Annotated in this window: 16 protein-coding genes; 11 read left to right on the top strand and 5 right to left on the bottom strand. The window is 70.1% G+C overall.

Annotated features, from left to right (window positions below):
* Window positions 1-182 precede the first annotated feature (182 nt).
* Window positions 183-2,930 carry a pyruvate dehydrogenase (acetyl-transferring), homodimeric type gene (aceE, locus tag KUF83_RS00605; RefSeq protein WP_217452482.1) on the top strand — a complete coding sequence of 916 codons (2,748 nt, stop codon included), beginning with the start codon at window positions 183-185 and terminating at the stop codon, window positions 2,928-2,930.
* Window positions 2,931-3,273: 343 nt separating this feature from the next.
* Here aceE and KUF83_RS00610 read toward each other — a convergent pair whose 3' ends face one another.
* Together KUF83_RS00610 and KUF83_RS00615 are read right to left on the bottom strand one after the other, a co-directional pair.
* Window positions 3,274-3,582: a small hydrophobic protein gene (locus KUF83_RS00610; protein ID WP_217452483.1), complete on the bottom strand. Its 309-nt coding sequence runs from the start codon at window positions 3,580-3,582 to the stop codon at window positions 3,274-3,276.
* 309 nt (window positions 3,583-3,891) lie between these two features.
* A complete protein-coding gene (locus KUF83_RS00615) occupies window positions 3,892-5,511 on the bottom strand; it encodes an MFS transporter (RefSeq protein WP_217452484.1) in 1,620 nt (539 codons plus the stop codon).
* Window positions 5,512-5,644: 133 nt separating this feature from the next.
* On the opposite strand from KUF83_RS00615, the gene KUF83_RS00620 reads away from it, so the two are divergent.
* The 3 genes from KUF83_RS00620 to KUF83_RS00630 all read left to right on the top strand — a co-directional run bounded on the left by KUF83_RS00620 (window position 5,645) and on the right by KUF83_RS00630 (window position 8,728).
* Complete coding sequence (locus tag KUF83_RS00620) at window positions 5,645-6,376, top strand: TetR family transcriptional regulator (RefSeq protein ID WP_217452485.1); 732 nt, start codon at window positions 5,645-5,647, stop codon at window positions 6,374-6,376.
* 173 nt (window positions 6,377-6,549) lie between these two features.
* Window positions 6,550-7,773 carry an alpha/beta hydrolase gene (locus KUF83_RS00625; RefSeq protein ID WP_217452486.1) on the top strand — a complete coding sequence of 408 codons (1,224 nt, stop codon included), beginning with the start codon at window positions 6,550-6,552 and terminating at the stop codon, window positions 7,771-7,773.
* 67 nt (window positions 7,774-7,840) lie between these two features.
* Window positions 7,841-8,728, top strand: coding sequence for a DUF4429 domain-containing protein (locus KUF83_RS00630; RefSeq protein WP_217452487.1), 888 nt, complete (start codon window positions 7,841-7,843; stop codon window positions 8,726-8,728).
* A 39-nt stretch (window positions 8,729-8,767) separates the two neighbouring features.
* On the opposite strand, the gene KUF83_RS00635 is transcribed toward KUF83_RS00630, so the two are convergent.
* Together KUF83_RS00635 and KUF83_RS00640 are read right to left on the bottom strand one after the other, a co-directional pair.
* Window positions 8,768-9,784, bottom strand: coding sequence for an aldo/keto reductase (locus KUF83_RS00635; protein WP_217452488.1), 1,017 nt, complete (start codon window positions 9,782-9,784; stop codon window positions 8,768-8,770).
* A complete protein-coding gene (locus tag KUF83_RS00640) occupies window positions 9,784-10,245 on the bottom strand; it encodes a MerR family transcriptional regulator (protein WP_217452489.1) in 462 nt (153 codons plus the stop codon). Before KUF83_RS00640 ends, KUF83_RS00635 begins: the two co-directional genes overlap by 1 nt.
* A gap of 96 nt (window positions 10,246-10,341) precedes the next feature.
* Between KUF83_RS00640 and KUF83_RS00645 the strand changes: the two genes are divergently transcribed.
* The gene (locus KUF83_RS00645; protein ID WP_217452490.1) at window positions 10,342-10,812 is read left to right on the top strand and encodes a GNAT family N-acetyltransferase; all 471 of its coding nucleotides are present in this window, start codon (window positions 10,342-10,344) and stop codon (window positions 10,810-10,812) included.
* A gap of 99 nt (window positions 10,813-10,911) precedes the next feature.
* Window positions 10,912-11,736, top strand: coding sequence for a serine hydrolase (locus tag KUF83_RS00650; protein ID WP_217452491.1), 825 nt, complete (start codon window positions 10,912-10,914; stop codon window positions 11,734-11,736).
* 50 nt (window positions 11,737-11,786) lie between these two features.
* Here the strand turns inward: KUF83_RS00650 and KUF83_RS00655 are convergent, their stop codons facing one another.
* Window positions 11,787-12,437: a pirin family protein gene (locus tag KUF83_RS00655; protein WP_217452513.1), complete on the bottom strand. Its 651-nt coding sequence runs from the start codon at window positions 12,435-12,437 to the stop codon at window positions 11,787-11,789.
* A gap of 84 nt (window positions 12,438-12,521) precedes the next feature.
* Here KUF83_RS00655 and KUF83_RS00660 point away from each other — a divergent pair, with 84 nt between their 5' ends.
* The 5 genes from KUF83_RS00660 to KUF83_RS00680 all read left to right on the top strand — a co-directional run bounded on the left by KUF83_RS00660 (window position 12,522) and on the right by KUF83_RS00680 (window position 17,507).
* Window positions 12,522-13,727 (top strand): CdaR family transcriptional regulator, encoded by a 1,206-nt coding sequence (locus tag KUF83_RS00660; protein ID WP_217452492.1) that lies wholly within the window; start codon window positions 12,522-12,524, stop codon window positions 13,725-13,727.
* An 89-nt stretch (window positions 13,728-13,816) separates the two neighbouring features.
* Window positions 13,817-14,752 (top strand): ACP S-malonyltransferase, encoded by a 936-nt coding sequence (locus tag KUF83_RS00665; protein WP_217452493.1) that lies wholly within the window; start codon window positions 13,817-13,819, stop codon window positions 14,750-14,752.
* A gap of 22 nt (window positions 14,753-14,774) precedes the next feature.
* Window positions 14,775-15,806, top strand: a complete 1,032-nt coding sequence (locus KUF83_RS00670; protein ID WP_217452494.1) for a ketoacyl-ACP synthase III — start codon at window positions 14,775-14,777, stop codon at window positions 15,804-15,806.
* Window positions 15,807-15,877: 71 nt separating this feature from the next.
* A complete protein-coding gene (locus KUF83_RS00675; RefSeq protein ID WP_217452495.1) occupies window positions 15,878-16,126 on the top strand; it encodes an acyl carrier protein in 249 nt (82 codons plus the stop codon).
* A gap of 85 nt (window positions 16,127-16,211) precedes the next feature.
* Window positions 16,212-17,507, top strand: coding sequence for a beta-ketoacyl synthase (locus tag KUF83_RS00680; RefSeq protein WP_217452496.1), 1,296 nt, complete (start codon window positions 16,212-16,214; stop codon window positions 17,505-17,507).
* Window positions 17,508-17,513 lie beyond the last annotated feature (6 nt).

Here is a 17,513-nt window from a genome sequence, read left to right on the forward strand (position 1 = left end):
TCGTTGCGATTTGCCGGACCCGCCTTTGGGGGAACGGGACGAACCTGTCGGTTACCTCTCGGTAGAGATGACGTTTCCGCTCCTGAGGTACACGATGGGGAACGGCGCAGACGCCCAGGAAACCAGAGAAAAACCCAAGAAAAAACCGAGAAGAAGCGGCCCCCCGAGAGCGAAGGAACAGCGTGGCTTCCGGACCCGATCGCAACCCGATCATCATTGGCGGCCTTCCGAGTCAGGTCCCTGACTTCGATCCCGAAGAGACACAGGAGTGGCTCGACTCCCTCGACGCCGCTGTCGACCAGCGCGGCCGGGAGCGAGCGCGTTACCTCATGCTGCGGCTGATCGAACGGGCACGCGAGAAGCGCGTGGCCGTGCCCGAGATGCGCAGCACGGACTACGTCAACACCATCGCCACCAAGGACGAGCCGTTCTTCCCCGGCAACGAGGAGATCGAGCGCAGGATCCTCAACGCGACCCGCTGGAACGCGGCCGTGATGGTGTCCAGGGCCCAGCGCCCCGGCATCGGTGTCGGCGGCCACATCGCCACCTTCGCGTCCTCCGCCTCGCTCTACGACGTGGGCTTCAACCACTTCTTCCGCGGCAAGGACGAGGGCGACGGCGGCGACCAGATCTTCTTCCAGGGGCACGCCTCCCCCGGCATCTACGCCCGCGCGTTCCTCCTGGACCGCCTCGACGAGGGCCAGCTGGACGCCTTCCGGCAGGAGAAGTCGAAGGCCCCGCGCGCGCTGTCCTCGTACCCGCACCCGCGGTCGATGCCGGACTTCTGGGAGTTCCCGACCGTCTCCATGGGCCTGGGTCCGCTCGGTGCGATCTTCCAGGCGCGGATGAACCGCTACATGGAGGCGCGCGGCATCGCGGACACCTCCAAGTCGCACGTCTGGGCGTTCCTCGGCGACGGGGAGATGGACGAGCCGGAGTCGCTCGGCCAGCTGTCCATCGCCGCGCGCGAGGGCCTGGACAACCTGACCTTCGTCGTCAACTGCAACCTCCAGCGCCTCGACGGGCCGGTGCGCGGCAACGGCAAGATCATCCAGGAGCTGGAGTCGCAGTTCCGCGGCGCCGGCTGGAACGTCATCAAGCTGGTGTGGGACCGCAGTTGGGACCCGCTGCTCGCACAGGACCGCGACGGCGTGCTGGTCAACCAGCTGAACACCACACCCGACGGGCAGTTCCAGACGTACGCCACCGAGACGGGCTCGTACATCCGCGAGCACTTCTTCGGTCACGACCACCGGCTGCGCGCGATGGTCGAGAACATGACCGACGACCAGATCCTGCACCTGGGCCGCGGCGGTCACGACCACAAGAAGGTGTACGCGGCGTTCTCGGCGGCCAAGGAGCACAAGGGCCAGCCGACGGTGATCCTGGCCCAGACGGTCAAGGGCTGGACGCTCGGCCCGAACTTCGAGGGCCGCAACGCCACGCACCAGATGAAGAAGCTGACGGTCGCCGACCTCAAGGGCTTCCGTGACCGGCTGCACCTGCCGATCTCCGACAAGGAGCTGGAGTCCGGCGTGCCGCCGTACTTCCACCCGGGCCGGGACTCGGAGGAGATCCAGTACATGCACGACCGCCGCAAGGGGCTCGGCGGGTACGTCCCGACGCGTGTCGTGCGGTCGAAGCCGCTCGCGCTGCCCGAGGACAAGACGTACGCGAGTGTGAAGAAGGGCTCGGGTCAGCAGTCGATCGCCACGACCATGGCGTTCGTACGGCTCCTGAAGGACCTCATGCGGGACAAGGAGATCGGCAAGCGGTTCGTGCTGATCGCGCCCGACGAGTACCGCACCTTCGGCATGGACTCGTTCTTCCCGAGCGCGAAGATCTACAACCCGCTCGGGCAGCAGTACGAGGCCGTGGACCGGGATCTGCTCCTCGCGTACAAGGAGTCGCCCACCGGGCAGATGCTGCACGACGGCATCTCCGAGGCGGGCTGCACGGCTTCGCTGATCGCCGCCGGCTCGGCGTACGCGACGCACGGCGAGCCGCTCATCCCGGTGTACGTCTTCTACTCGATGTTCGGTTTCCAGCGCACCGGTGACCAGTTCTGGCAGATGGCCGACCAGTTGGCGCGCGGTTTCGTGCTGGGTGCGACGGCGGGACGCACGACGCTGACGGGTGAGGGTCTGCAGCACGCGGACGGGCACTCCCAGCTGCTCGCCTCGACGAACCCGGGCTGTGTCGCGTACGACCCGGCCTACGGCTTCGAGATCGCGCACATCGTGCGGGACGGACTGCGCCGCATGTACGGCTCGTCCGACGAACACCCGCACGGCGAGGACGTCTTCTACTACCTGACCGTCTACAACGAGCCGATCCAGCACCCCGCCGAGCCGGAGGACGTCGACGTCGACGGCATCCTGAAGGGCATCCACCGCTTCGCGGCAGGGACTTCGGGCTCGATCCCGGCGCAGATCATGGCGTCCGGTGTCGCGGTGCCGTGGGCCGTCGAGGCGCAGCGGATCCTCGCCGAGGAGTGGAACGTTCGGGCGGACGTCTGGTCGGCGACCTCCTGGAACGAGCTGCGGCGTGAGGCCGTCGAGGTGGAGCGGCACAATCTGCTGCACCCCGAGGAGGAGCAGCGGGTTCCCTATGTGACGCGCAAACTCTCGGGCGCCGAGGGGCCGTTCGTGGCCGTCTCCGACTGGATGCGGTCGGTTCCGGACCAGATCTCGCGCTGGGTGCCGGGGACCTACCAGTCGCTCGGCGCGGACGGGTTCGGCTTCGCCGACACGCGGGGCGCCGCCCGGCGGTTCTTCCACATCGACGCGCAGTCGATCGTGGTGGGGGTGCTCACGGAGCTCGCCCGGGAGGGCAAGGTCGACCGTTCGGTGCTGAAGCAGGCGATCGACCGGTACCAGCTGCTGGACGTGGCGGCCGCGGATCCGGGCGCGGCGGGCGGCGACGCGTAGCGCTCCGCGCCGGTGCCGTAGTGCGGTGAGGGGTGGTGGGCCTTGGGGCCCGCCGCCCCTTCGGCTTTTCCTGTGCGGCCCCCTCGGCATTTCCTGTGCGGCCCCCTCGGCTTTTCCTGTGCGGGGCGTCGGCATGCCCGGAGAGCGGACGGAAGGAAACGCGGAAGGAAGGGGGTGGGGGGTTCGGCAGGGCGGGTGCGGGTCGTTGGGGGCTGGGCGCGCAGTTCCCCGCGCCCCTGGAGGGTGCGGGTCGGGGGCTGGGGGTCGGCGTACTGCGGCCGGACAGCGCGGTTCCCCGCCTCCCTCAACGGGAGCGGGGAACCGTCGTCCTGGGTGGTCCCGGTCAGAACATTCCGGTGCCGGGGCCTGCCGTGCCCGCCATCCAGACGATGGCCAGGACGGTGTCAATCACTCCCAGTACCAGCGCGATCAGCGCCGGCAGGGGGCGGCCGCCGTTCCAGCGGCGCCCCATGGCCAGCCAGCCGCAGACGATCGCCACGGGGCCGAGGATGATCCCCAGCACGAAGAATCCGGCGACTGCGCAGATGACTCCGATGATTCCGAGCGTCGCGCTGTCCGGCCCGCTCCGTGACCCCGTACGGCGACGTGAGCGAGGGTGTTTGCGCGTGGTGTGACCGAAGCCCGCCATCATCAACTCCCTGACCTCTGAGCCGACCGAATGCCGGTCGGTTCTGGCTCGGAATGCGGGTACCCCGGTCCTGTCGCTTCAGACCCGTACTTCTCTTTTCTCGGTCGCGCGGCGCGCTGCCCCCCTCCGGCAGCACGCCGCGTCCTCACCGAACTGCCCGTTCCGCACGGATCAGTTGAGAGCACTCTGACCTGCGGCACGGTCAATATGAAAGTCACATGGGACGGTGTCACTCGGATAGGCGAAAGCCCCGCCGAGTGAACTCGACGGGGCCAGGCCCGAAATGACGCGGACGGCGGACGGAAGAACGGACTAGATGTGTCCGACTCCCGCACCGGCTTCCGCGTTGGCGCCCCGCTTCGTGAGGAAGGCGACGAACACGGCCACCACGGCGACGCCTGCCGCGACGAGGCTCGCCAGGCTCATGCCGGAGATGAACGTGTCGTGCGCGACCTCCGTGATCTTCGCCGCGACCGCGTCCGGGGTGCCGGGTGCCACCGGCGGGGCACCGACCTGGACCGCCTCGGCGGCCTGGTCGAGCTGTTCCGGGGAGAGCTTCGGGAGCCCCGCGTCCGCCCAGTTGCCCGCGAGGTCGGTGTCGACCTTGGAGGCCATCACGGCGCCCAGGACCGCCGTGCCCAGGCTGCCGCCGATCTGCATGGCGGCCTGCTGGAGACCACCGGCGACTCCGGAGAGCTCCATAGGCGCGTTGCCCACGATGACCTCGGTGGCGCCGACCATGACCGGCGCGAGGCCGAGACCGAGCATCGCGAACCAGATCGACATGAGCCCGCTGCCCGTGTCCGTCTCCAGCGTCGACACACCGAACATGGCGATGGCGGTGAGTGCCATGCCTCCCGCGAGCGGAACCCGCGGGCCCGTCTTGCTGATCATCGCGCCGGCCAGCGGGGAGCCGACGATCATCATGCCGGTGAGCGGCAGCAGGTGCAGGCCCGCGTCGATCGGGCTCATCCCGTGCACGTTCTGCAGGTAGAAGGTGACGAAGAACAGGCCGCCCATGAAGGCGATCGCCATGAGCACCATCAGGACCACACCGGCCGACAGCGCCACGGAACGGAAGAGGCCGAGCGGGATGAGCGGCTCGCGCACCCTGTTCTCCCAGAACGCGAACACGGCGAAACCGAGGACGGAGATGCCGAGGAACGACCAGGTCAGCACATCTCCCCAGCCCCACTCCGGGGCCTTGATGAGCGCCCAGACCAGGCAGAACATGGCGCCGGACAGCAGACCGATGCCGAGCAGGTCGAAGGAGCGAGGAGCGTTCGCCGCGCGGTGGTCGGTGAGGATCACCGCACCGAGGACGACCGCGAGGATGCCGACCGGCACGTTGATGAAGAAGACGGACTGCCAGCTGACGTGCTCGACGAGCACACCGCCGAGGATCGGGCCGCCCGCGGTGGAGGCGCCGATGACCATGCCCCAGATGCCGATCGCCATGTTCAGCTTCTCGGCCGGGAAGGTGGCCCGCAGCAGACCGAGCGCGGCCGGCATCAGCAGCGCGCCGAACAGACCCTGGAGCACACGGAAGACGACGACGAAGGCGATGCTGTCGGAGAGGCCGATGGCCCCCGAGGCGGCGGCGAAGCCGACCACGCCTATGAGGAAGGTCTGACGGTGGCCGAACCGGTCACCGAGCTTGCCCGCCGTGATCAGCGTGACCGCGAGCGCGAGGAAGTAGCCGTTCGTGATCCACTGGACGTCGGCGAAGGTGGCGCCGAGGTCCTTCTGGATGGCCGGGTTCGCGATGGCCACGATGGTGCCGTCGAGGGCCACCATCATGACGCCGACCGCCACGGTGATCAGGGTGTACCACGGATGTCCGCGCAGCCCCTTGGCCGGGGCCTGACCGGAGGCTGTGGCCGGGGCCTCGTCGGCCGGGCCCGTCTTGTCGACGGTGGTCTGACTAGTCATGTGTTCGAGGTTAGTGACAGCCACTGACAATTGACAAACCAATTCACAATTCGGTAACTGGCATGTCATTCGCGGAGCGGGTGCGCTAAACGGATGGACACCTGAGTGCCACCTGAGGACGAGAAGAGGACTCATGGACACGGCGCCACGACCGGGCCTGCGCGAGCGCAAGAAGCAGCGCACCCGGGACGCGCTGGTACGGGCCGCCCTGGAGCTGTTCACGACGAACGGCTACGAGCGGACGACCGTCGACGAGATCGTCGAGACGGTCGACGTCTCCCAGCGGACCTTCTTCCGCTATTTCGCGGGCAAGGAGGAGGCCGCCTTCGCCGTCCAGGAGATCGCGGAGACCCACTTCCTCGACGCGGTGCGCCAACGCCCGCCCCACGAGCCCCCCTTGGACGCGCTGCGCCGGGCCGTCCTGGCGAGCTGGGACACCATCGGGGAGGCCATCGAGGCCGTCGTCCCGATCGAACTGCACATGCGCACCTTCCAGTTGATCGAGTCGACGCCCGCGCTGCTCGCCGCCCACCTGCGCCGTCACGAGGGGCTGGAGGAGGAGCTCGCCCGGATGATCGCGGAGCGTGAGGGCGTCGACGTGGACACCGATCCGCGGCCGCGGGTGGCGGTGGCCCTGTTCGGGGGCGTGATGCGCCTGACGGGCCGGGCATGGGGCGCGGGCGAGGACTTCAGCGTGGTGGCGATGCGCGAGCTGGCCGTCTCCTATCTCGACCAGATGGGACCCGCGTTGGCGGCGAACTGGCACACGGGCGAGGAACACGGCGACGAGCACGCAGAGAGAGGGGAGAGGAAGGAGAGCGGCGAGGAGATGAAGAAGGGGGAGAAGACCGTGAACGGGGAGTAATTACGGTCACACACAAAGTGATGGCCAGATGGGCACGGATCATCCCAAGTGCGCACACACCGTGACCGCCTCGTGAGGAGTCGGTCCACTTTGCCCCAAATACCCCGACGGAAACGTGATCCGCCTCACTCGGTTAACGCGAGACACTCTCGTTCTCCTAGTGTGTCCTTTCAGTGACTTCCTTCGACTCCACTCCCCAACTCAACGTCTGGCGCATGTTGCTCGCGCTGGCCGTGGTGTTCGTGATGCTCGGGACCACCGGCTGGACCGCGGTGCGCAACCACAGAGGGGCGCCCACACCGCTCTCGGCGTCTCTGTCCGCCTGGGAACGCGGTCACATAGGCGGACGCCAGCTGCCGGACCTGGACAGGACGACGCCCGCCCGGCTGACCCAGTTCTTCGCCTCGCTCGACGCGCACCAGCGCGCCCGCCTCGCGGCCCGCTACCCGCTCGCGGTCGGCAACATGAACGGGGCGCCGGTGAAGCTCCGTTACCGCGCCAACCGCATCGCCCTCGACCAGGCACGCAAGGTCGAACGCAAACGCATGCGCGACAACCGCCTCTCGGCGGCCGGCCAGCACGACGCGGGCCGCCGAATGCACCGGTACGAGGCGCTGATGGCGGGCAAGCGCCACATCCTCGCCTTCGACCCGATGGGTTCGGGCCGGGTCGCGGAGGTCTTCGGGAACCTCGGCAGGGCCGAGCGGGTCTCGGTCGTGGTGCCCGGCGTCGACACCGACCTGCTGACCTTCCAGCGCACCGAGCGCAAGTACACGGCGCCCGTCGGGATGGCCAAGGCGCTGTACCGCGCCGAGCGGGAAGCGAGCCCGCAGACGCGTACGGCCGTGATCGCGTGGGCCGACTACACGACACCCAGCGGACTCGGCATGGACGCCGCCACCGGCATCCGCGCCGAGGAGGGCGCGGTCCGGCTCCGCGCCCTCGTACGGGCACTGCCCGGCCGCTCGGGCGTCGCGCTGTACTGCCACAGCTACGGATCGGTGGTCTGCGGTGTCGCCGCGCGTTCGCTGCCGTCCCGGGTCTCCGACATAGCGGTGGCGGGCAGTCCCGGTATGCGGGTGGAGAAGGTGGCGCACCTGCGGACCTCGGCCCGGGTGTGGGCCGTCCGGGACTCCGACGACTGGATCCAGGACGTACCGCACCTTGAGGTCGGCGGGCTCGGTCACGGCGCCGACCCCATGTCCGCGGCGTTCGGCGCGCGCGTGCTGTCCGCGCGGGGCGCCAAGGGACACACGGGGTATTTCGAACCCGGCACCGACAGCCTGCGCAACTTCGCCGAGATCGGTATTGGCGCGTACCGCGCGGTTCGCTGCGCACACGAGGATGACGCGTGCAGGGAGGGTTTGTCCGACACGGCTGAAGTCGGACGCGCGTAGAGAACGAAGAAAGTGCGGTCCGCTCAGGGAGGGGACGAGGAAGCGCATGCCGCATACGATGGCCCGCATGGGTGACGTACTGGCCGGATTTCATGCCGCCTGGGAGTTCGAGTCCGACTCCGTGCTCATCCGCTTCGAACGGGGGATCCGCACGCCGAGGCTGTTCCAGGCGCTCGGCGAGCGCCGCATCCCGCTCGACGCGATCGCGGCGGTGACGCTGACGCCCGGCAAGCGCGGGACGGTCGTCCTGCGTGCCGTGCCGAGACCGGGGGCGGACCCGCTCATGGAGGCGGCCGCGGGACAGCTCAAGGAGGCGTACGACCCCTACCGCCTTGTGCTGCCCGCCGAGCGCGAGACGCTCGCCGAGTACTACGCGGACGAGCTGCGCGCGATGCTGCCGCCCGAGGACCAGGGCCCGGCCGAGCGCTATCTGGTGCAACCTCCGGAAGCGCCGATGCAGTTCAAGGCGTACGACGGGAAGGCGTCCTTCGACGGGAAGTCCGTGGCCTTCCGGTGGTTCTGGACGGGGGCCTCCTCCGCGAAGTGGAAGGCCGGTGACCAGGCCTTCGCCGTGTCCGACCTGTGCGGGGTGGAGTGGCGGTCGTCCGAGGTCTTCGAGGGACATCTGCGGCTCATCCGCCGCGAGGCCGCGGTTCCGCAGCCGGCCCAGCCGGACCAGGACCCGGCCGCCGTCGTCTTCGGCCTGGGATACGGGCCGGTCCACGAGTCGCTGCCGTTCGCCGCGGCCGTCCTGGCCGCGGTGCGGTCGGGCGGGCCGTCGGCGCTGCCCGAAGGTTCTTCCTCGGTGCCGGCCGTCGGCACGGCCCCGGGGCCCCGGCGGGACCCGGCCGACATCGCCGACCGGATCCGGCATCTCGGCGAGCTGCACGGGGCGGGGCTCGTCACGGACGAGGAGTACTCCGCGAAGAAGGCCGAGTTGCTGGCCGAGCTGTGAAGGTCACCGTCCCGCGCCCGCGAGGGCGCGGGACGTGGTCTACTCCCTGCCCGCCGACGTGAACGTCATGTCGCCGTAGCGGTCCCCCGCGACCTTCGCGGCGATCGGCTCCAGTGCGGCCAGGTCGGCCTCGCTCAGCTCGATGCGGGCCGCCGCCGTGTTCTCCTCGACGCGGGTGCGCCTGCGCGTGCCCGGGATGGGGACGACCGGCAGTCCGTGCACCGCCGCCTGCTGGTGGACCCAGGCCAGGGCGATCTGGCCCACCGAGGCGTCGTGGGCGCCCGCCACCGCGCGGACCGGCTCCAGCAGGGCCGCGTTCGCCGCCGCGTTGTCGCCCGTGAAGCGGGGCTGCTGACGGCGGAAGTCACCGGCGGTGAGGTCCTTCTCGGCGTTCGCGAAGGAGCCGGTGAGGAAGCCCCGCCCGAGCGGGGAGTACGGGACCAGCGTCACGCCCAGTTCACGGGCAACCGGAACCACACCCGCCTCGATGTCCCTGCTGAACAGCGACCACTCGGACTGGACGGCCGCGATCGGGTGCACCGCCTGCGCGGCACGCAGTTCGCCGCCCGTGACCTCGCTGAGGCCCAGCTGCTTGACCTTGCCCTCGCGGACCAGCTCGGCCATGACGCCGACGGTCTCCTCGATGGGGATGTTCACGTCACGGCGGTGCATGTAGTAGAGGTCGATCACCTCGACGTCCAGGCGCCTGAGGCTCGCCTCCACGGCCTGCCGGATGTACGGCGCGTCGTTGCGGATGATCCGCCGGGTCGGGTCGTCCGGCGGGATCGCCAGGGCGAACTTCGTCGCGATGACGACCTCGTCGCGGTGCGCCCCGAAGAACGGCGCGAGGAACTTCTCGTTCTCCCCCTGCCCGTACGCGTCCGCCGTGTCGTAGAACGTCACGCCCAGCTCCAGGGCGCGCTCCAGCGTGGCCCGCGCCTCCTCGGCGTCCGTCGGGCCGTACGCGAAGCTCATGCCCATGCAGCCGAGGCCCTGCACACCGACCTCGGGGCCACCCGTACCGAGCTGTGCCTTCGCGATCCTGCTGTCCGTCATCAAGACCTCTCCGACGCCAGGGCCCGCCCGGCGTCCGCATAGAAACTGATCTTCCGGTCGAGCACGGCGAGGGTGTCCTGGAGCTCGGCGATCCGGGCCCGCACGTCCCGGCGGGTCGCCTCCAGGAGCTCGAAGCGGTCGGCGTACGTGTCGTCGCCCTCGCGCACCATCTCCGCGTACCGCACCATGTCGGCGACCGGCATCCCGGTCAGCCGCAGTTTGCCGACGAGGTCGAGCCAGTCGAGATCGCGGTTGCTGTACCGCCGCTGGCCCGTGTGCGAGCGGTCGATGTGCGGCATCAGCCCGATCCGCTCGTACCAGCGGAGGGTGTGGGCCGTCAGGCCGGTGAAGGCGACGACCTCGCTGATCGTGTACTGGTCCCGGCCGTCCGGACGCCGCTCCGTGTGGGGCGGACCGGCACAGATGTCGGTCCCGGCCTCCGTGGTCTCCATCACCGTCATGGCCTCAACGCTAAAACCTTGGAGTGCACTCCAAGCAAGCGGATTCCGGTGAAATTCCGACGACACCCGGGCGCCGCGCTGACTACCGTGCCGATCATGAGCCTTGTACGTCGTGCCGTGTCCGAGGACGCCGAGGAACTGCTCCGCCTGCGGCAGGTGCTGATCGACTCCCAGCCAGGGGCGGACACATCCGCCGACTGGCACGGCGAGTCCCTGGCCACGGTACGGGGCCGGCTGGCCGATCCCGACGGGGGTTTCGCGGCGTTCGTCGTCGATCACCCCGAGCGGGCGGGGGCCCTCGGGGCGCTGGTGGTGGGGACGTTGGAGTACCGGATCGGGCGGGCCGGGAATCCGCACGGGCGGATCGGCTACGTGTTCAGCGTCGCCACCGACCCGGACGCGCGGCGGCGGGGGTACGCGCGGGCCTGCATGGAGGAGTTGGTGCGGTGGTTCCGGGAACAGGGGGTCGGACAGATCGACCTGACCGCGTCGGCGGAGGCCGTGCCGCTGTATGCGTCCATGGGATTTGTTCGTACGCCTGATCCCTTGATGCGGCTTCGGTTTTGAGCTGCGGGCCGGTGGGGGCTGGTCGCGCAGTTCCCCGCGCCCTGAAAGACAGGGTGCTGCCCGAACCTCACTCATCGCCGTGGTCGTAGGCTCTTGCCCATGTCCTTGGAGAGTCTTGCGCTGATCGCAGAGTGGCCCGTCCCTACCGCTGCCGCCGCCGTCGTGCGGGCGGACGGCACCGTGCTCGGGTCGCACGGACCCACCTCGCAGCGGTTCGCGCTCGCCTCCGTGACGAAACCGCTCGCCGCGTACGCCGCTCTGGTCGCGTACGAGGAAGGGGCCGTCGAACTCGACGAGCCCGCCGGGCCCGAGGGGTCGACCGTGCGGCATCTGCTCGCGCACACGAGCGGGCTCGCCTTCGACGAGCACCGGGTGACGGCTCCGCCCGGGCAGCGGCGGCTGTACTCCAACGCCGGATTCGAGCAGTTGGGCGACCACATCGCGAAGGCGACGGAGATCCCCTTCGCCGAGTACCTGAGGCAGGCGGTCCTCGAACCGCTCGGCATGACGTCGACGACCCTCGACGGCTCGCCCGCCAAGGACGGCGTCTCCACCGTGGACGATCTGGTGCGGTTCGCCGCCGAGGTGCAGGCGCCACGGCTGCTCGACCCGCGGACGGTCGCCGCGGCGATGACCGTGCAGTACCCGGGGACGAAGGGCGTCCTGCCGGGGTACGGGCACCAGAACCCCAACGACTGGGGCCTCGGCTTCGAGATCCGCGATTCCAAGTCGCCACACTGGACGGGGAGTTCGTCCTCGCCCAGGACCTTCGGGCACTTCGGCCAGTCCGGCACGTTCCTGTGGGTCGACCCGGCCGCCGGCCGCACGGGCGCGGCCTGCGTGGCGCTGACGGACCGGGCGTTCGGGCCGTGGGCGGCCGAGGTGTGGCCCGCCTTCACGGACGCGGTGCTGGCCGAGCTCTAGGGCTCCGGGCTCCAGGGCTCCAGGGGGTTCTGCGGGTCGCCCCAGGTCGTCTAGGTCATCTCCCAGAACAGCAGCTCCGCCTCGCCCCGGGCCACCGCCTCCAGGTCCTTCGCGTCCGTGATCCGGGCCGCGTCCCCGGGGCTCAGCACCCAGCTCTCCAGCAGGACCTCGCCGCGTACGACGTGCGCGTACACGAAGGGCGCGTCCGGCACCGCCGTGCGCTCCCCCGACGCGAGACGGCGGACGTGGAGCATGGCGGCCGCCTCCGGCACCGCGTACGGCGTGGAGTCGGCGATGCCGTGGACGACCTCGTACCCGGGATCGCCGCCCGGCTCCAGCGGGGCCAGCCACATCTGGACGAAGAGCAGGGGCGTGGCGCCGTCGTTGCGTTCGACGTGGCGGACGCCGCCCGCCGAGCTCAGACGCTGGACGTCCCCGGGGCGTACGACCGACTCGTGGCCGGCCGTGTCCCGGTGCGTGAGTTCGCCCTCGACGACCCAGGTGACGATCTCGGTGTGGCTGTGCGGGTGCTCGTCGAAGCCCGCGCCCGGCGCGAGCCGCTCCTCGTTGCAGGCGATGACCGCGCCGAAGCGGAGGTTGTCGGGGTCGTAGTGGGGGCCGAAGGAGAAGGCGTGCAGGGAGTCGATCCCGGCCGCCGGATCGCCTCCGCGGTAGCGCTCGTCGGCGCGCCGTACGTCCATCACGCACCCCACGGTAGACCCGTGGGCCGGGTCGCCCGTGACCCACCGCCGCATACTCCCGTCCGGATAAGGCAGTCTTGTCCCGTGGCCGAACCCGAATCCAGCAACACCGAACGCGCTGCGCGCGCCGCCCATACGCACGCCGCGACCCTGAAGCGGCTGGAGAAGTCGTCCGGGAGTCTCGCCGCCCAGGCCATCGCGCGTATGGACGAGACGCTCTCCTGGTACCGGGCGATGCCCCCGGAGAACCGGTCGTGGATCGGCCTCGTCGCGCAGGCCGGTATCGCCGCTTTCACGGAGTGGTTCCGGCATCCGGACGCTCCCCAGGCGATCTCCACGGACGTCTTCGGCACCGCCCCGCGCGAGCTGACCAGGGCGATCACCCTGCGGCAGACCGTGGAGATGGTGCGGACGACGATCGAGGTGATGGAGTCCGCGATCGACGAGGTCGCGGTCCCGGGCGACGAGAACGTCCTCCGCGAGGCGCTGCTCGTGTACGCGCGTGAGATCGCCTTCGCCACCGCCCAGGTGTACGCGCAGGCCGCCGAGGCACGCGGCGCCTGGGACGCCCGCCTGGAGTCGCTGGTCGTGAACGCCGTTCTCTCGGGCGAGGCGGACGAAGGGGCGGTGTCCCGGGCCGCGGCCCTCGGCTGGAACTCGCCCGAGCATGTGTGCGTGGTGCTGGGCACGGCACCCGACGGTGACAGCGAGCTGACCGTCGAGGCCATCCGGCGGGCCGCCCGGCACGCCAAGCTCCAGGTGCTCACCGGTGTGCTCGGTGACCGGCTGGTCGTCATCGCGGGCGGCAGCGACAACCCCATCGCCGTCGCCAAGTCCCTCATCGGCCCGTACGCCGCCGGAGCCGTGGTGGCCGGGCCGGTGGTGCCCGACCTGCTCGCCGCGACCCGTTCCGCGCAGGCCGCGGCCGCCGGTCTCAAGGCGTGTTTCGCCTGGCAGGACGCCCCGCGGCCGGTGCTGGCGGACGATCTGCTGCCGGAGCGCTCGATCGCCGGGGACCCCTCGGCGCGCGACCAGTTGGTGGAGGAGATCTACAGACCGCTGGAGGAGGCCGGATCCGCGCTGCTGGAGACCCTGAGCGTCTATCTCGAACAGGCGAGCAGTCTCGAAGGGGCGGCGCGGATGCTCTTCGTGCATCCCAACACCGTGCGCTACCGGCTTCGACGTGTGACTGACGTCACCGGCTGGTCGCCTTCAGACGTACGTTCGGCGTTCACGTTGCGGATCGCGCTGATCCTGGGACGTCTGGCCGATGGAGATCCCCAGCTCTAGGCTTTTGTCGGGGACCTACAATTCCCCCTCCTGTTCTTCGTCCCTGTCCCCACGGGCGGCCGTGCCCGTCCACAAGAGAGAGTGTGAGAGTGCTCGTACTCGTCGCTCCCGGCCAGGGTGCCCAGGCGCCCGGCTTCCTGACTCCCTGGCTCGACCTCCCCGGTGTCCGCGGTGCCCTTGAGGCATGGTCCGACGCCGCGAAGGTCGACCTGATCCGATACGGCACCGAGGGCGACGCGGACGAGATCCGCGACACCGCGGTGGCGCAGCCGCTGCTGGTCGCGGCCGGACTGGCCTCCGCGTACACGCTCTTCGACGACCCCGCCGAGCTGCCCCGCAGGGTCGGCGCCATCGCCGGACACAGCGTCGGCGAGCTGACGGCCGCCGCGCTAGCCGGAGTGCTTCCCGACGAGGACACCGTCCGTCTGGTCCGCACCCGCGGGCTCGCCATGGCCGAGGCCGCCGCCATCACCGAAACCGGCATGTCCGCGCTGCTCGGCGGCGACCCCGAGGTGACGATTCCGCACCTGGAGAAGCTCGGCCTGACCCCGGCGAACGTGAACGGCGCGGGCCAGATCGTGGCCGCCGGCACGCTGGAGGAGCTGGCCGCCCTGGACGCCGACAAGCCCGAAGGCGTACGCCGGGTGGTGGCCCTGAAGGTCGCGGGCGCGTTCCACACCCGTCACATGGCTCCGGCGGTCGACGCCCTCGCGCAGGCCGCGGCGGAGCTCTCGTCGGCCGACCCGGTGATCCCGTACGTCTCGAACAAGGACGGCCGGACCGTCGCCACGGGTGCCGAGGTCGTCGCCCGGCTCGTCGGTCAGGTCGCCAACCCGGTCCGCTGGGACCTGTGCATGGAGACCTTCAAGGAACTCGGCGTGACAGCGCTGCTCGAGGTGTGCCCCGGCGGCACACTGACCGGTCTCGCCAAGCGCGCGCTGCCCGGCGTGAAGACGCTGGCGCTGAAGACACCCGACGACCTCGAAGCGGCTCGCGAGCTCATCGCCGAGCACGCCTCCGCCTGAGCGCGTAAGGAGCCGACTGAGCATGTCGAAGATCAAGGCCCGCAAGGGCTCCCCGTACGCGCGCATCCTCGGTGTCGGCGGCTACCGCCCGGTCCGTGTCGTGCCGAACGAGGTGATCCTCGAGCACATCGACTCGTCCGACGAGTGGATCCGCTCGCGCTCCGGCATCGAGACCCGGCACTGGGCGAACGACGAGGAGACCGTCGCCGCCATGTCGATCGAGGCGTCCGGCAAGGCCATCGCCGACGCCGGCATCAGCGCCGAGCAGATCGGCGCCGTCGTCGTCTCGACCGTCTCCCACTTCAGCCAGACCCCGGCAGTCGCCACCGAGATCGCCGACAAGCTCGGCACGAACAAGGCCGCTGCCTTCGACATCTCGGCCGGCTGCGCGGGCTTCGGCTACGGACTGACCCTCGCCAAGGGCATGGTCGTCGACGGCTCCGCGGAGTACGTCCTCGTCATCGGCGTCGAGCGGCTGTCCGACCTGACCGACCTGGAGGACCGCGCGACGGCCTTCCTGTTCGGCGACGGGGCGGGCGCGGTCGTCGTGGGGCCCTCCGAGGAGCCGCACATCGGCCCCACCGTCTGGGGTTCCGAGGGCGACAAGTCCCACACGATCAAGCAGACCGTCTCGTGGGACCGCTTCCGGATCGGCGACGTCTCCCATCTGCCCCTGGACTCCAAGGGCGAGGTCAAGTTCCCCGCGATCACGCAGGAAGGCCAGGCGGTGTTCCGCTGGGCCGTGTTCGAGATGGCGAAGGTCGCCAAGGAGGCGCTGGAAGCCGCCGGACTCACTGCGGACGACTTGGACGTCTTCATTCCCCACCAGGCCAACGAGCGGATCATCGACTCGATGGTGAAGACTCTCAAGCTGCCGGAACACGTCACGGTCGCGCGTGACGTGCGCACCACCGGCAACACCTCGGCCGCCTCGATCCCGCTCGCGATGGAGCGGCTCCTGGCGACCGGCGAAGCGAAGAGCGGCGACACCGCGCTCGTCATCGGCTTCGGGGCGGGTCTCGTGTACGCCGCGACGGTCGTTACCCTCCCCTAGGCACCCCGTCCGGATCTTTCCGGGCGGGAGTACCGCCACACCCTCTGGATACACAAGAAGGAGCGCCTGACATGGCCGCCACTCAGGAAGAGATCGTCGCCGGTCTCGCCGACATCGTGAACGAGATCGCCGGCATCCCGGTCGAGGACGTCCAGCTGGAGAAGTCCTTCACCGACGACCTCGACGTCGACTCGCTGTCCATGGTCGAGGTCGTCGTCGCCGCCGAAGAGCGCTTCGACGTCAAGATCCCGGACGACGACGTCAAGAACCTCAAGACGGTCGGCGACGCCACCGAGTACATCCTCAAGAACCAGGGCTGAGCAACAGCTCACCCCGGACGCTGCTAGCCCCGCCACCCGGCGGTGGCGCCGCTGAATCCTCGTATCCGTTGGAGAAAGAGTTCCCGTGAGCCCGACCAATCGCACCGTGGTCGTCACCGGTATCGGCGCAACCACACCGCTGGGTGGCGACGCAGCCTCGACCTGGGAGGGCATGGTCGCCGGACGTTCCGGTGTCCGCCCTCTGGAGCAGGAGTGGGCCGCCGACCAGGCGGTCCGTATCGCGGCGCAGATCGCCGTGGAGCCGGGCGAGGTCATCCCGCGCCCGCAGGCCCGCCGTCTCGACCGCTCGGCGCAGTTCGCGCTGATCGCGGCCAAGGAGGCCTGGGCGGACGCCGGTTACACCGGACGGGCGGGCGCCGAGGCGTCGGCCGACGAGACGCCGGGTGCCGCTGTCGACCCCGACCGTCTCGGCGCGGTCATCGCCTCCGGCATCGGTGGCGTCACGACCCTGCTCGACCAGTACGACGTGCTGAAGGAGAAGGGCGTACGCCGCGTCTCCCCGCACACCGTTCCCATGCTCATGCCGAACGGCCCGTCGGCCAACGTGGGTCTGCTCGTCGGCGCGCGCGCCGGTGTGCACACCCCGGTCTCCGCCTGCGCGTCGGGCGCCGAGGCCATCGGCTACGCGATCGAGATGATCCGTACCGGCCGCGCCGACGTCGTCGTCGCCGGTGGCACGGAGGCGGCGATCCACCCGCTGCCCATCGCCGCGTTCGGCAACATGATGGCGATGTCCAAGAACAACGACGACCCGCAGGGCGCCTCGCGTCCCTACGACATCGGCCGTGACGGCTTCGTCCTCGGCGAGGGTGCCGGCGTGGTCGTCCTGGAGTCCGCCGAGCACGCCGCCGCGCGCGGCGCCCGCGTGTACGCGGAGGCGGTCGGCCAGGGCATCTCGGCCGACGGCCACGACATCGTGCAGCCGGAGCCCGAGGGCCGGGGCATCGCCCAGGCCCTGCAGAACCTGCTCGACAGCACCGACCTGAACCCGGCGGAGATCGTGCACGTCAACGCGCACGCGACCTCGACGCCGGCCGGTGACGTGGCCGAGCTGAAGGCGCTGCGGAAGGTCTTCGGCGACGACGCCGACCACTTCGCCGTCTCCGGTACGAAGTCCATGACCGGGCATCTGCTGGGTGGCGCGGGTGGTGTCGAGTCGGTGGCCACGGTGCTGGCGCTGTACCACCGGGTCGCGCCGCCGACCATCAACGTCGACAACCTCGACCCCGAGGCCGAGGCGACCGCCGACATCGTTCGTGGTGAGGCGCGGAAGCTGCCCGTCGAGGGCCGGATCGCCGCGCTGAACGACTCGTTCGGGTTCGGCGGGCACAACGTGGTTCTGGCGTTCCGTACGGTCTGAACTCGG

It is taken from the genome of Streptomyces sp. BV286, assembly GCF_019090165.1.
In the GTDB taxonomy this organism is placed as follows: Bacteria; Actinomycetota; Actinomycetes; order Streptomycetales; family Streptomycetaceae; genus Streptomyces.